Here is a 14,065-nt window from a genome sequence, read left to right as displayed (position 1 = left end):
GAGGGGAAGTCGCATCTGGACCGGGATCGGGAGACCGGCGATCCGGAACTGGGGGGTCGAGGACGCCTTCAGGGCGCCCGCGTGCTGCGCCGTTGGCGCAAGCCCGCCATCGGCGTTCACCTCTCGATCACATGCACCGCTCCCGTTATCAGCCCCTCGGCTTCTGCCAGCGGCATCCCAACGGCCACGTACTCTCGCGTCAGGCTCAGGTGGTAGCCGAAGCGCTCGTCGGGCGAGCTGTCGCTGGGAGTGAGCCGGGCTACCTGCGACCAAGCCCCCTCCGTTTCCATGAACAGGTAAGCCGCTCCAGGCACCGGAACGGGCGCAGGATCTATTCCCGGCGCACCTACGGCCACATAGCGCCCCGAGACGTCGACCGAGTAGCCGAACACGTTCATCTCGAGGGGGACGCTGGCCGTCATCTTTCCCACCATCAGCCACTCGTCGCCATCGTTGGAGAACACGTAGGCGGCCCCCTCGCTCGTCGCGGCGTCGTCCCAGCCCGGACTACCGACTACCAGCCTGTCCCCTTCCAGGGCCACGGAGGCACCGAAGCCGTCGTCGTCAACCGCATCGGGCGCCAACAGAGAGGCCGTCGCCACCCACTCCGTGCCTATCCGCTCGAAAACATGGACCGCGCCCGCGTTCGCCCCGGCTGTGTCGTCGCCCCGGGCGCCCACCACCAGTCGGTCGCCGTCTATCGCTACCGAATGTCCGAACTCGTCTCCGACGGCCGGGTCGAGCGCGGGAACGATCGGGACCTCTGACCACTCTCCAGCGATGAGCTCGAACAGGTAGGCCGCCCCTCTGCCGGCATCCCCCGTCGAGCCCGTGTGCCCCGGTGCGCCCACCACCAGGTAGTTGCCACTGACGTCAACCGCCGCGCCGAAGAACATGAACTGTTCGCCGTCACTGGCGGTGAGCTTGGCGCTCTGGCGCCAGCCTTCGCCGTCACGTTCGAACACGTAGACCGCACCCGCGCTCGTCCCCTTCTGGGCGTCAGCGATGGCCCCCACCACACCGTGGTCGCCGTCGAACGCTACCGACCAGCCGAACCCTTCCTGCGGAGCGGCGTCGCTCGCTTCCAGCCGCGATGACAACCTCCAGTCGCTGCCGTCCCTGCGGTAGAGGTACGCGGCTCCAGAGGCGTCGTCCTCGCCTACCGCGGCGACCAGAACTTCGTCACCGTGTGCCGCGACCGCTCCACCGAAGAAGGTGTTGGAGCGGTTGTCGGCGGGAATCACGAGATGGTCGCCAGCGAACGGCATCTCGATGGCCAAGGCGAAACTCTCACTAGCCTCTGTACCGGTGCCGTCGCTAGCCCGCACGGTGACGTTCGTAGAGCCGGTGGCGCCGGCCGCGGGGGCTACCAGCAGGCTGCGTTGAGGTCCGGCTCCGCTTATCACGAGCCCTGAGGGCGGGACCAGGTTCGCTTCATCCGCCGTGGCGGAAACTGCGACGGTCGAGGGATCCTCATCGACGACCGTGAACGGGACCGAGAGGGGTTCACCCAACGTCGTCCTCTGGGTGCCGATGCTCGAAATCCTGGGCGGGCCACCCTGGCCGCCACAGCCGCTCATCGCGACGGCCACCACTACCAGGGCGACCTGAGCTTTGCTCCTCGAACCACGCAGCCGTGTCAACCTCGACCTCCTCAGTCGGAACAGGGACGACGCCCGGAAGCGCCACGACACGACTCTGAGCTCGCGCGCGTTATGCGACCGTTACGCCGCCGCGACGAGGCGGTACCCCGTACCTGTCCCCAGTAACCGGCTGTCTGGAATCGCCTGGAGTGCCGTTGCGCCTTTGCGATTGCGACACTAGGCGTCGCACCATCTGCCTAGACTGCACTTCCTCTCCCTGTAATCGGACGCACTGCGTGGCAGAGTCCGAGATATACGAGTCCCGACGGAAGGGCGTTGCGATCGTGGCTGTACTGATCGAAGACCACAACCTGGTAGTCAAAGTTTCGACGCTCGAGCGGAAGTATCCGGGTGGCTTGCTCGCGTATCGTCGCCACACGCTGAGGTTCGGCTTCTGCTGCGACGGCCTTATCACTCGAGTCGGTTCACACGCTGGGTCCGACATCGATGCCCTGGTTGCCATGCTGCGCGACCGGGAGTTCGAGATTGTGGACGAGTTCGGCTACCGGGAGGTGGCCGTCGTCGACGAGGGAAGAGGCATCACGACGAACTGCTCGTGGCTCAGGACGGGTAAGCGCCCAAGCGGGCCGGCTTACGCCTACCTGTCCGACACGGACCCCAACCGGCTCATAGCCCTGCCGGTCGGCTGGTCGCTCGAACACGGGAGCGCGGAAGCGGCCAGAGAGCCTAACGAGGTTCCGCGGCAGCTGCTGTTCCTGCGCCGGGACGGCTCGGCCAACGTGTTCCTGAACAAGCGGACCGGCGAACTCGTGAGGGTTCCCCTGCCCCCGCTGGACGGGGCAGGCGACAGGTTGATCAACTAAGCAAGCCTTTCGTCGAGTTCCTGCCCGCTCTCCCGGTTCAGAGCTTCCGGCCTTGACAACGGGCCGGGCTGTTCATATTCTTAAAGGACATTTACAAAGCTCTTTATGTAGTTGCAATTGGAGTTGCAGACTGACATGGCCAACGGCTCGGTGCAGCCAGAGAACGTGAGGGTAGCGAATCGCCTCAGCTTGCTGAGGTCGGTTCTCGAAAGTGAGGAGTTCTCCCGTGCCGACGCCGCCCACTGGACTCAACTGAGCGTTCCTACCGTGACCTCTATTTTCCAGGAGTTCTCCGAACTGGGGATCATCCAATCCGTCGGTTTCAGCACCAACAGAGGGGGACGGCCCGCCGAGGTATTCCAACCGCGACGAGATGCTCGTCAGGTTCTGGCCGCCGACCTCAGCGGTCGAGTAGCCGAAGCGGGCAAGCTCGATCTATGTGGAGAACTCCTGAGTCTGGAAGCCGGACCGGTTATCTCGCCGTCAACGGCCAAAGCCGTTTTGGAATGGCTCTGCGACCTCGTGTCGCTCTCGGACGACCGCTTGCACTACATCGCGATAGCGGCTCCAGGCGTAATAGATTCGAGTACCGGCAGGGTTCGTCTGGCGCCCTCCCTTGGTTGGGACGATTTTCCTCTCGCCAGCGTGCTCGAAGAGAAGACGGGCTTGCGAGTCGTCATCGAAAACGACGTGAACGCCTTGACCCTCGCGCAGCTGGATCTCAGGGACGCTGACTCGGTGAGACATCTCATCTATCTGTTGGTGACATCGGGAGGAATCGGTGCCGGCATCGTCGTGAACAGGGAGCTCTACCGGGGAAGCAGAGCCGCGGCAGGCGAGGTAGGATTCTCTCTGCTCGGCTTGCAAGACCAGCCGCAGAAGATCGAGTTCGGGACCGCCGGACCACTCGAAGCTGCACTCGTCAAGGAAGTTTGTGCGGCTCTTGATGCTCAGGGCCGACTCAGCGTAAACAGTCCGGCTGCAGAACGATCGTTCGAACGCTTCTTGGCGGGCATTCAGTTCCTGGTCCACAATCTGGCCTGCGCACTCGATCCCGATCTGTTTCTCATCGATTGGAGCCCGGACGAGGAGGGCGTACTCGCGAGAGAGATCGGGAAGCGCTGGTTAGGTCCTGATCCGATCCGGGTCGAAGCCGTTCGTAGGTCCTCCGGTAGCGCCCTGAAGGGTGTGTCTCGACTTGCTCTCGACGCCATAGCTGCGGAGATCGCTCTTGGGAGCCGGTCCCCATGATGACCACTATCGAGCCACTGCCACCGATCCTTCACACTCGAACTTCCTGGAGGAGGTGAACGACAGGCAACTGGCGTAATGTTCGGAGCTACCCGTTCCCAAGGCAGACGTGCGAACCCCTAATCCTAAGAGGAGCAATGAATGAAAAAGCTGCTGTTGAGTATTTCTATCGCCGGGATGTTGTTTACCCAGCAAGTTTTGGCACAAGACGTCACGATCACTTACTGGCAATACGAGTACGAGTCGAAGATCGAAGCCATCGACGAACTGATTGAGCGGTTCGAAGCAGAGAATCCGAGTATCCACGTCGTGCAGGAGACGTTTCCCTATAACGCTTACGTGCAGAAGGTGGCCTCCGCTATCCCTGCAGGCGAGGGCCCCGACGTCCTTAACCTCTATTACGGATGGGTCCTTAGCTTCATCGATGCTGGCTACCTTCAGCCCTTGCCCGAGGATACGATCTCGGCCACCGAACTCGAGTCGGAATTCGTGCCACTGGTTCAGGCCGCCCGCGTCAATGGCGAACTGTGGGGCCTACCCACCGCCGTTCGTACCCTTGCCCTCTTCTACAACAGAGACCTTTTCGATGAAGCGGGCATCAACGGTCCTCCCTCCACATGGGAAGAATTCGTCGAGGACGCGATAGCCCTCACCGAAGGGAGCGGCGCGCGGATGACTCAGGCTGGCTTCGTCCCTGGCAACCAGCGCTACCACCTCTGGCGCGACGTTCTCGTTCGGCAATTCGGTGGTGAACCGTACTCCGATGACGGCCGGACGGTCGCCTACGACTCGGAGGCCGGCCACCAGGCCTTCAACTTCTACACCGACCTGATCACTGAGCACAAGGTAGGCGAGATCGACTTCTTCCCCGGATATGGGGGCTTCCGCGATGCCTTCATGGCGGGCCGTGTTGGAATGATTATCGATGGTTCGTTCGCCATCGGCACGCTAAGCAGCGATGCGACAGCAGCTGACTGGGCCGTTGCTGAACTTCCGACGGGGCCGACCGGCGAAAAGGTCAACTACGGTTCCTTCTGGATGAACGGGATAGCGCGTGGGACGAGCGGAGCCGAACTGGAAGCGTCTGCGAAGTTCATCGAGTACCTTGCGTCGGAAGAGGTCATGGAGTACTGGCTCGAAAAAGTAGGTGAACTGCCCGCCCGCCAGAGCCTGCTCGAGAGCCCTGACCTCTTGGAGGATCCCGTAATCGGTCCTTTCGTCGCTTCGGTTCCATATGCCGAGAGCACTGTATTCGTCGAGGAGAATCAACAGCGCCAGCTGTTCTATGACGCCTTGAACGAGGTGGTGATCAACGGGGCTGACGCGGACGAGGTCCTCTCGCGACTTGCCCGCGAAGAGCAGGCCCTGCTCGACACCTACTGGGAAGGCAACTGATCCGTCTCCATACGGCGGGGATCTTCACCCCCCGCCAGTTATCTGACTTCCTGTATCGATGGAGCCGCAAATGATCGACATTATCCAGTTAGGTGGAGCGCGAAGGGAAAGCATCCGGACCGCGCCATTCATCGTTCTGCCGGTGGGCAGTATCGAGTATCACGGCCCTCATGCCCCACTTGGAACCGATACGACTTTGGCGGTCGGGTTCGCCAAGAGGCTTTGCGAGAGATTCTCGGCCATTCTTCTACCGCCAGTGACCTACACCTTCGCGCCCAGCATCACTTCGCGGCACCTCGGGACCGTATCGATTTCTCCCGATGTCTTCCTCGAATACCTCTATCAGGTGCTACTTGCGCTTGCCGCCAACGGAGCGCGGCGAATAGTTGCCCTCAATGGTCACAGCGAGAATCAGTTCGCCCTTCGCCTGGCGGCTGAACGACTGGCGCTCGAGTACCCCGAGTCGAGCGTCCTGTACGTGAACTGGTGGAAGCTGGTGGGGATCGGTAGAGACGCGCCTAGCGAAGGCTTGTTTACCGACCATGGCGGGCACGGTCACGGTGGGCCCTTGGAGATCTCGACCGTAGCTGCGTTCGATCCAAGCGGGGTGGAGCCACATCTTGCGACGAACATCGAATACGAATCGCCCTGGTGGCGGGTCGCCGGCCAGGCCGTAGGCGTAGGACAAGAGCCGGAAGGCTTCTCCGGCTTCCATGGGCGGGTCGACGAAATCGATCCCGCCAAGGGAGAAGTGCTGGTCGACGAGGTTTCGGAGAATCTCGCACGCATGGTGGAGGAGTGGCTTGAGCGTACTTCCTGAAGCGAAAACCGCTCGCCGTGCCGGTGCAACCTATCGCCAGATGAGCCTCCGCCGCCGAGAAGCGATGTGGGCTTACGCCTTCCTCCTCGTACCCTTCGCCCTGTTCCTTCTGATTCGCATCTACCCGGCTATACAGGCGTTCTACCTTTCCCTGCATGAGTGGAGCGCCAACCCCGCGAACCGGCCCTTCGTCGGGATGGAGCACTACATGCGGCTGGCTGTCGATGCGCGCCTGGGTCAAGCGCTGTTGAACACCGTCAAGTACACTCTTATCGGCGTCCCCGTTCAATTGGCGTTGGGCCTTGGCTTGGCTATTCTTCTCCAGAGCATCCCCCGCTTTCGCGCCTTCTTCCGAGCCCTCTATTTCGCTCCCTACGTAGTTCCGGCTGTTGCGATCGGCTGGGTATTCAGCTGGATGCTGTCCGCCAACTTCGGTGTGGTCAACACTCTGCTCATCGCGGTAGGCATACCGGCACAGGAGTTCCTTCGCGACCCCGATCAAGCGTTGCTCACTGTCACGGGAGTAGTGATCTGGCAGCACCTCGGCTTTCAGATAGTCCTGTTTCTGGCGGGCTTGGAGTCGATACCGAAGACCTACTTCGAGGCCGCCCGCATCGACGGGGCCGATGGCTGGTCTCTCTTCCGCCACATAATCCTGCCGCTGTTGAACGGCGTCATCGTTTTCTCCACGGTGATCTTCACCATCCGTTACCTGCAACTCTTCACTCTGATCGTCAACCTCAACTTCACCGATCAAGGCGGGCCGCTAGGAAGTACTCTTAGCGTTGCCCTCTACATCTATCAGCTGGCCTTCCAGAGATTCCAGTTCGGTTACGCCTCGGCCGTGACCGTGGTGCTGTTCGTCATCGTGCTGTTCGTGACCCTGGTGCAGATGCGCCTCATCACGCGCCGCGTGGAATACTGATGAAGCTTCGGCAGGTGTTCAGTTACCTGCTGCTTCTCGCGATCGGGGCAGTGATCATCTTCCCGTTCGTCTGGATGTTCCTCACAGCGCTGAAGACGCCTCGGGAAATCTTCGACCTGTCGATCCTTCCGCAACAGCCCACCTTCGCCAACTTCCGCGAAGTACTTTTCGATACGCGGTTTCCGCGCTGGTTCGGGGTGAGCACCCTGATCGCCAGTGTCACCACCCTCTCTGTGCTTTTCTTCGACTCGCTGGTCGGTTACACGTTGGCCAAGCTCCGCTTCAGAGGTAAGCGCATCTTCTTCATCCTCATCCTGTCGACCCTGATGGTGCCGACCGAGATGCTGGTGATTCCGTGGTACGTGATGTCCGCGGAACTCGGCTGGACGGACAGCTACTGGGGTCTTCTCTTCCCCGGCATCGTCAGCGCCTTCGGCGTGTTCCTGATGCGACAGTTCTTCGAGACGCTGCCCAACGACCTGCTTGACGCTTCCCGGCTCGACGGCGTGAGCGAGTTCGGTATCTTCTGGCGGATCTGCCTTCCCCTGGTCCGCCCTGCGCTCGCTGCTCTGGGGATCTTCACCTTCTTGACGAGCTGGAACTCGTTCCTCTGGCCGCTCATAATCGTCCAGAGTCCGTCGATGCGCACGATCCCTGTAGGCGTCGCGCTGTTCTCGGGCGAAGCCGGTTCGGCCTGGCACCTGATCATGGCGGCGTCGTCACTCTCGGTCATTCCGGTGTTGATAGTCTTCCTGTTTTTCCAACGGCAGATCATCGAAGGGGTCGTGTTGACGGGTGTGAAGGGGTAGCGGCCGGTTGACGCTAGACCTGGTCGCCCGATCGTCCCTCCGCTCCACGCCTCCTGTACCGCGTCACCATGAACTGCTGCCAGCTGCCGTCCGCGTCGCGGACCAGTCCCCGCAGCAGTCGCTCGTCTTCGCTCACCCACTCGATCACGTCGCGGTAAGGGAGCAGTTTCCCGTCGCCACGCATGCTCGGCCCCATGCAGTCCAGGTTCAGGATCTTCTCGCTGTCGCCGAACTGCCCCTCGTAGACCCACAGGTAGGCAAGCGCCGAACCGGCCCAGGTGCCCACGAACCGCTTCTTCTCGGGGTCGAACCCCAGCATCATGAGGGAGCTGTCGGGTTCTCTGCCCTCTGCCTGGAAGCTCCCCTCGGCGACGATCCACGCCTGTCCCAACGGCCTGACCGTTTCACTGCCGGTGAAACTGGGGTGGCCGGCCGCCTCCGCTTCCATCACCCACTCCCCTACGAGGCGCTGGAGCCAGGCGTGCTCCGGTCCCGGTTCGAATGGCTGCGCCGTCGGCATCGGCTCGGACTCGTTCATGGCTCCTCCACTTGGGGTACGTCGCGAAGGTGTCGCCCGCCAGTTCCGCGGGTGGGCTACAGCCTACTGCTCGCTGCGTCCTGAAGACCACGATTCCACAGGACGGGGACCGCCATCGGTCGCCCCGGATTGCCCGGGTTGTAGTCCGCCGGTGACTGCGACCCCTCGTCCGGGACCTCGCCGTCCTCAGTCCGGCGGCGGTTGCGATCGGCCGCCCTGGACCTCCGCCGTTCTCAGTCCGCCGGAACGAAGTTCCAGCTGACGCGCACCGTTCCCAAGCCTTCGCCCCCGAGCATGTCGGCCACGTCGTAGCGCTCCGCGAACCAGATAGGCTTGTCGACGCTCGCCTCGATGTCGCCGGGGCCGTATACGGGGAAGTCGTAGCTGCCGCTCAGTTCCAGCCCCTGGGCCTCGAACTCGCCCTTGATCGGATTCACGCCCTTCGGTCCCTCGATCTGCTCGTCCCCTGATCGACCCGTGACGTAGACGTTGCCGATGAAGTAGAAGCCGTAGCGACAGTCCGAGGAGACGTTGAGCGTCATCCGCGAGCCCTCGATCGGCGGTCCCTCTCCGCGCATGACCATGTCGACCCGGTGCTCGTCGGTGTTGTGGGTGTGTTCCTCGCTGGAGTGGGCGATGGTGCCGGTCATGGCGGTGGCCAGGAACCCCGCGGCGTCCTCATTCCGGTAGTTCTCCTCCAGCCGGGCGCTCACGTTCACGTCCACCGCATAGACCACATGATCGGGATAGCCCCCCTCGACGTCCCTGGCGTGGCTGTACGAGATCGTTCCCTGCCACGCCTCCACCTCCACCGCTCTGCTGCACTCGCCGACCGTGACTGCCGGCTGCTGCGCGACCGCGGTCACGGGAGCGAGGGCTCCGTCGGCCGCCTCGTTATCTCGGCCGCACCCCGACAGCACGAGCGCCAGCGCCAGTAGCCCGACATCGATGGTGAAGACCCTACGAGCTACGCAGACCATCCATCTTCCTCCAGTGGCCCTTCGCTATTCGGTTTTCGAGTCCAGGCAGCAGTCGTCAGCGAAGAGAGATCGGCTGCTGGGGAAAGAATATCCGAGCGGCGCCCGGGTGGAGCGACGTAGACTCGCTGGAAGAGGGGGAACGGAAGCCGATGCCCGACACAGAGATACCGAGCACCATCATCTGCGACCTGGACGGCACCCTGGCCGACATCGAACATCGCGTGCACCACATCAGAGGGAGCAGCCGGCAGGACTGGGATGCCTTCTTCCGGGCCTGCACCGAGGACTTGCCGATAAGGAACACGATCCACCTGGTGCAGAGGCTGCACGAGGTCGGTTTCCGCGTCCTGATCGTGAGCGGTCGCAGCGACCTGGTCAGGACCGAGACCGAGGAGTGGCTCGAGAAGCATGGGGTGCCCTACGACCAGCTGCTGATGCGACGCGATGCCGACCACAGGTCCGACACGATCGTCAAGGCCGAGATGGTGGACGAGTTGGGAATCGGGCCGGAGGACGTCCTGATGGTGCTGGACGACCGGAACAAGGTGGTCGAGATGTGGCGCGAGCGTGGCTTTCACACGTTCCAGGTCGCACCCGGGGACTTCTAGCCCTGCCCCACACATTCCCCCGAGCGCTGCGAGTAGGCTCTGCGGATGTTCCACAAGATAGACCTGGAAGCACTGGCCGAGCTCAGCGGCCCGGAGCGTGCGTTCGTGAGCCTCTACCTGTCGGGCCCGGACTCGCTCGATTCGTTGGACGCGCGGATCAGGAAGGTACGGGGCCTGCTCGAGGAGAACGCCGACGAAACGGAGCACTTCGAGGAGAACCTGAAACTCGTGCGGAAGTTCCTGGCGGACTACGACTTCACCGCCGGCTCGTTGGCCATCTTCTCCTGCTGGGCGCTGGAGTTCTTACAGGGTTACTCCTTCGAGAAGGAGGTAGCCGACCTCCTTTGGATCGACTCCTCTCCCTACATCAGACCGTTGGCCGAACTGCAGGACAAGTACGAGAACTTCGTCGTGGTACTGGCGGACAACACGGAGACTCATGTCTACCTCGTTACCTCTGCCACTCCCCTTGAGCAGGAGACGGTGAAGGGGCACATCAAGAACCACGTGCGCAAGGGGGGCTGGTCGCAGAAGCGCTACGCACGCAGGCGGGAGAACGCCCTCGACCACTACGCGAAGGACGTTGTGGGCGTGCTCGAGGAGCTGGAGAAGCGACGCGAGTTCGAGTACATCGTGCTTGCGGGTTCCGAGGAGACAATGCAGGCTATACGGGCCGAGCTTCCGCAGAACCTGATCGACAAACTAGTCGGGGCCGAACCGGTCGACCTGCATCAGGAGGGTGAGGCCTGGGAGGGCGTCTTCGAGGTGTTCTTCGAGGAGGAGCGTCGGCACGACCGGGACCTGTGGGACCTGATCAAGGCCGAGAGTCTACGCTCGGGTCGCGCCGCCCTGGGACCGCAGGAGGTGCTCGAGGCGGCTGCTGTTGGCCGGGTCGAGCGGTTGCTCGTGACCCGCGACGCCCGCATCGCCGGGCAGCGCTGCCGGGAGTGCGAGAACCTCTTCGCCGAGGCCGAGGAGAACTGCCCAGTTTGCGAGTCCGACTCGCTGTTCACCGTCGACCTGGTAGAGGAGCTCGTGGAGTTGATGCTGCTGAGCGATGCCCAGACGGAGTTCACCGACCCGATCGGCGGCCTTTCGAAGTCAGGTCGCGTGGCCGCCCTCCTGCGTTACTGAGCCAGCTCGAGAACCCGTTCCCGTCGGGGGAGACCGACCGGCATGTGCCGATAACGTTCCTAGTCGATCTTGCCTGCCGGAAGCCGGTCAGCCTCCGACGCTACATGCACAGCCGCACCTGCCAGATCGAGACTTCTGCCCTGGGCCAGCAGCCGTTCGGCGGCTGCGGCGTCGATTTCGGTCATCGCCTTCCGGCGCCCCTCCTGCATCTCGATGGCAGCCAGGCGCGGCAGTCGCATGTTCAGATCCCTACAGCTGGACTCTATGAAACCGGACAGCCGGAGGGCTTTCTCCGGTTTCCCGCACGATGCCTCCAGGCTCACCAAGGCTGCCAGCTCTGTCGTGAAGGTCCAGCGATTCTCCAGCTTGGCCAGTTGCCATAGCCCGGCGAGCAGCTTCTGCCGGGCGCGGTCGTACTGCCCCCTTCGCAGTGCGATCCTGCCGAGCGCGGTGTATGAGGTGCAAAGCGCCTGTTCGTCGCCCAGCGCGCGCTTGAGCTCGAGGCTCGCCTCGACGTACTCCTGAGCAGCGTCCAACTCGCCCAGCGCCAGCGCGGCCGTCCCCAGATTGTGCAGGGCGTAGGCGATGCCCTGTTTCTCGCCCATGGCTCGCTTCAGTTCGAGACTCTCCAGGAGGGGCTGCCGCGCCCTTTCGAAATGGCCGCCACTGAGCAGATTCACACCCATGTTGTTCAGAGTCGCCGACGAGCCCCAGCGGTCCCCCAGCTGCCGCTGCAGCTGCAGGCACTGCTCGTAGAGTTCCGCTGCGATCGCTACCTCGCCCCTCTTGCTGGCAAGTAGTCCGAGGCTGTGCAGCGCGTCGGCCCGGATCTGCTGCAGGTTCGCTCGCTCCGCGATCGCCAGGGCTTCCTCGTAGTGAGCGCGAGCCCTGATGTACTCTCCGAGTTCGTGGGCGAGGGTGCCAGCGCGGTGGAGCGCCTTCGCTCGGGCCGAAGCCTCTACCTCCGGTCGTGCGGCGGCGAGCAGGGACTCGATGCGCGCCAGCCCTTCCCGGTATTCGCCGCGGATCCACCAGAACATCTGCAAAGCCGCTGCGATACGCATTCCCGGCTCGACGTTGCCGCTCTCGAGCGAGTAGTGGAGCGCCGCTCGCAAGTTGTCGCGCTCGGCACTGAGTCGCTCGAGGCTCTCGACTTGCCGGTCGCCCCGCAATCCCTCCTCCGCATCCTCAGCCAGCCGGAGGAAGTGAGCCATGAACCGCTGCCACGCGCCGCGAAGGTCGGCTGAGCGAGTCAGCTGCTCGAACGCGTACTCGCGCGTGACCTCGAGGAGGCGGAAGCGGCCATTCCCGACGCGTTCGATGAGTGACTTGCCGGCCAGGGACAGGAGCGTGCGAGCGTCGCAAAGCGCGAGTTCGTGGGCGAGGTCGCGGGTGAAGCCGCCTCGTGCCAGGGACAGTCGCCGTAGCGCGGCCTGCTCGTCGGTCGAGAGCAGTGTCCAGGAGTGTTCGAACACGGCTCGCAAGCTGCTCTGGCGCGCCGAGTCGCCGGATGACGTCAGCAGGTCGAAAGAGTTCTCGACCTCATCCGCGATCTCGTCGACTGACAGCAGCGGCGCCCAGGCGGCCGCCAGTTCTAGCCCCAGCGGGGCCCCCTCGAGGAGCCTGCAGAGCCTGAGCACGTCGACCAGATCCTTCTCCAGGTTCAGTCTCACCCCGGTCTGACGGACCCGTTGTTCGAAGAGTCTGGGTGCGTCGAAAAGCGCCGCCTCTCCCTGGTCGAGTTGGCGGTCCGGGAACGAGAGGCCCGAAAGCGGGACGACCCACTCCCCGGACAGGCCCAAACGATGCCGCGAGGTGACGATCAGTGTGAGTTGCTCGCACTCCTCCAGCAGACCGGCTATCGGCTCCTGCACTCCCGGCAACTGTTCGACGTTGTCGAGTACCAGCAGCGTGCGCTTCCGCCTGAGGAGCGCCGACAGGCGTGCGAGCGCCCCATCGGCGTCGGCCAACTCGAGCTCGAACACGTCTGCGATGGCGCCCGGCACCTCCTCGGCCTCGCGGAGGGCCTCTAGGCCAACGAAGTAGACTCCGTCGGGAAAAGCTCCGGCGAGGAGGGCTCGGCGGGCGACCTCGATGGAGAGACGGGTCTTGCCCATTCCCCCCGGTCCGACGAGGGTGATCAACCGTCTGTCCCCCCGATTGAGCGCCAGCGACAGCTCGGCCAGCTCGACTTCACGGCCTATGAAGGCGCCGCCCCGATGAGGCAACCGGTGAGGTGTCGCCTCGAGGCTGAGGTTCTGCAACTGTTCCCTTGCCTCGGCGCTGCTGGCCGGCAGCGTGAGCCCGTACTCGCCCAGCTCGCGCGCTACCTCGGTTGCCAACGGGTGGTCGGCCGCCAGCAGCAGGGCGTGCAGTTTCGATGCCACCAGTGGCGGCGCCGGTCCCGCGCCCGCCAGCCGGCAGCCTCGAGCGGCCGTTCGGGCCGCTCCCGCGCCGTCACCCCGGGCCCAATGGCGTAGCGCCTCCTCCAACAGCGCCTTCTGCAGTCGAGAGGCTATCGACTCGCGCTTCTCGTACAGCCACTCTTCCAGCTCCACGGGTAACTCGTCCAGATCGAGGTTCCCCAGGAACGGCCCCTCGTACAGCCTGAGCGCGCGGCCGAGTTCGCCCTCCTCGAGCGCCCTCTGCAGCTCGATCACGTCGCAGTCGAGTTCGCTCCACACCTGCGAGTCGTTCGCTCCGATGGAACCGTGCACCGCCTTGCGGAGCCTCGCCAGAGCAGTCGTGAGGCTACGCCGGCCCTGGTCGGAACCGGGCCAGAACAATTCCGCAAGGTGGCGGCGGCTCTGGGGGCCCTCCAGGGTCAGGTAGGCGAGAAGCAGCAGCGGCTTTGGCCGGCCGAATTCGTGCCCGGCGACGCCGACGTTCCCGAGTGTCCTGAGCACCGCTCCGATTGTAAGGCAAGGCAATATCTAAGTATCCGGGCTCGGCTGGCCCTCAACCGGCCAACCGGTCGCACCCCGGTCGCAGGTCGGTCGCACCCTCCCGGTAATCATCCTCCTGGAGGTCCCCCCGGAGGTCCTCCGCATGCAACGAAGCGTTCCGCCGGCCTGCTGGCCCCCCAACCCCCGCTCCCGTCAGCGGCCGGTGGGGCGTACTTCGCGGCAGCCCCGTTCC

General features: G+C 63.7%; 12 protein-coding genes. 8 read left to right on the top strand and 4 right to left on the bottom strand.

The window, feature by feature from the left end; translation table 11 throughout:
- Positions 1–116 precede the first annotated feature (116 nt).
- Positions 117–1,643, bottom strand: coding sequence for a hypothetical protein (locus VF168_05585; GenBank protein HEX7003636.1), 1,527 nt, complete (start codon positions 1,641–1,643; stop codon positions 117–119).
- Between the two features lie 236 nt (positions 1,644–1,879).
- Here VF168_05585 and VF168_05580 point away from each other — a divergent pair, with 236 nt between their 5' ends.
- The 6 genes from VF168_05580 (at position 1,880) to VF168_05555 (ending at position 7,667) form a co-directional block, all read left to right on the top strand.
- Positions 1,880–2,467, top strand: coding sequence for a hypothetical protein (locus tag VF168_05580; protein HEX7003635.1), 588 nt, complete (start codon positions 1,880–1,882; stop codon positions 2,465–2,467).
- Positions 2,468–2,590: 123 nt separating this feature from the next.
- The gene (locus VF168_05575; protein HEX7003634.1) at positions 2,591–3,718 is read left to right on the top strand and encodes an ROK family protein; all 1,128 of its coding nucleotides are present in this window, start codon (positions 2,591–2,593) and stop codon (positions 3,716–3,718) included.
- A 141-nt stretch (positions 3,719–3,859) separates the two neighbouring features.
- Positions 3,860–5,113, top strand: coding sequence for an extracellular solute-binding protein (locus VF168_05570; GenBank protein HEX7003633.1), 1,254 nt, complete (start codon positions 3,860–3,862; stop codon positions 5,111–5,113).
- 58 nt (positions 5,114–5,171) lie between these two features.
- The gene (locus VF168_05565) at positions 5,172–5,933 is read left to right on the top strand and encodes a creatininase family protein (GenBank protein HEX7003632.1); all 762 of its coding nucleotides are present in this window, start codon (positions 5,172–5,174) and stop codon (positions 5,931–5,933) included.
- Positions 5,917–6,858 (top strand): sugar ABC transporter permease, encoded by a 942-nt coding sequence (locus tag VF168_05560; protein HEX7003631.1) that lies wholly within the window; start codon positions 5,917–5,919, stop codon positions 6,856–6,858. The genes VF168_05565 and VF168_05560 overlap by 17 nt, the downstream gene beginning before the upstream one ends.
- Positions 6,858–7,667, top strand: coding sequence for a carbohydrate ABC transporter permease (locus VF168_05555; protein ID HEX7003630.1), 810 nt, complete (start codon positions 6,858–6,860; stop codon positions 7,665–7,667). The genes VF168_05560 and VF168_05555 overlap by 1 nt, the downstream gene beginning before the upstream one ends.
- A gap of 13 nt (positions 7,668–7,680) precedes the next feature.
- On the opposite strand, the gene VF168_05550 is transcribed toward VF168_05555, so the two are convergent.
- Both VF168_05550 and VF168_05545 read right to left on the bottom strand, forming a co-directional pair.
- The gene (locus VF168_05550; protein ID HEX7003629.1) at positions 7,681–8,205 is read right to left on the bottom strand and encodes a DUF1579 domain-containing protein; all 525 of its coding nucleotides are present in this window, start codon (positions 8,203–8,205) and stop codon (positions 7,681–7,683) included.
- 233 nt (positions 8,206–8,438) lie between these two features.
- The gene (locus VF168_05545) at positions 8,439–9,185 is read right to left on the bottom strand and encodes a hypothetical protein (GenBank protein HEX7003628.1); all 747 of its coding nucleotides are present in this window, start codon (positions 9,183–9,185) and stop codon (positions 8,439–8,441) included.
- Positions 9,186–9,334: 149 nt separating this feature from the next.
- On the opposite strand from VF168_05545, the gene VF168_05540 reads away from it, so the two are divergent.
- Both VF168_05540 and VF168_05535 read left to right on the top strand, forming a co-directional pair.
- Positions 9,335–9,793, top strand: coding sequence for an HAD family acid phosphatase (locus tag VF168_05540; GenBank protein ID HEX7003627.1), 459 nt, complete (start codon positions 9,335–9,337; stop codon positions 9,791–9,793).
- A gap of 45 nt (positions 9,794–9,838) precedes the next feature.
- Positions 9,839–10,927, top strand: a complete 1,089-nt coding sequence (locus tag VF168_05535) for a Vms1/Ankzf1 family peptidyl-tRNA hydrolase (GenBank protein HEX7003626.1) — start codon at positions 9,839–9,841, stop codon at positions 10,925–10,927.
- A gap of 59 nt (positions 10,928–10,986) precedes the next feature.
- On the opposite strand, the gene VF168_05530 is transcribed toward VF168_05535, so the two are convergent.
- Positions 10,987–13,833, bottom strand: coding sequence for a tetratricopeptide repeat protein (locus tag VF168_05530; protein ID HEX7003625.1), 2,847 nt, complete (start codon positions 13,831–13,833; stop codon positions 10,987–10,989).
- Between the last annotated feature and the right edge of the window lie 232 nt (positions 13,834–14,065).

This window comes from Trueperaceae bacterium, assembly GCA_036381595.1.
Taxonomy (GTDB): domain Bacteria; phylum Deinococcota; class Deinococci; order Deinococcales; family Trueperaceae; genus DASVCN01.
This window is presented reverse-complemented; position numbering and strand designations above follow the sequence as displayed.

Bases quoted from the DNA above. Each gene is read 5' to 3' on its own strand.
- VF168_05535 (HEX7003626.1), top strand. From the start codon at position 9,839: ATGTTCCACAAGATAGACCTGGAAGCACTGGCCGAGCTCAGCGGCCCG.
- VF168_05570 (HEX7003633.1), top strand. From the start codon at position 3,860: ATGAAAAAGCTGCTGTTGAGTATTTCTATCGCCGGGATGTTGTTTACC.
- VF168_05555 (HEX7003630.1), top strand. From the start codon at position 6,858: ATGAAGCTTCGGCAGGTGTTCAGTTACCTGCTGCTTCTCGCGATCGGG.
- VF168_05550 (HEX7003629.1), bottom strand. From the start codon at position 8,205: ATGAACGAGTCCGAGCCGATGCCGACGGCGCAGCCATTCGAACCGGGA.
- VF168_05545 (HEX7003628.1), bottom strand. From the start codon at position 9,185: ATGGTCTGCGTAGCTCGTAGGGTCTTCACCATCGATGTCGGGCTACTG.
- VF168_05540 (HEX7003627.1), top strand. From the start codon at position 9,335: ATGCCCGACACAGAGATACCGAGCACCATCATCTGCGACCTGGACGGC.
- VF168_05565 (HEX7003632.1), top strand. From the start codon at position 5,172: ATGGAGCCGCAAATGATCGACATTATCCAGTTAGGTGGAGCGCGAAGG.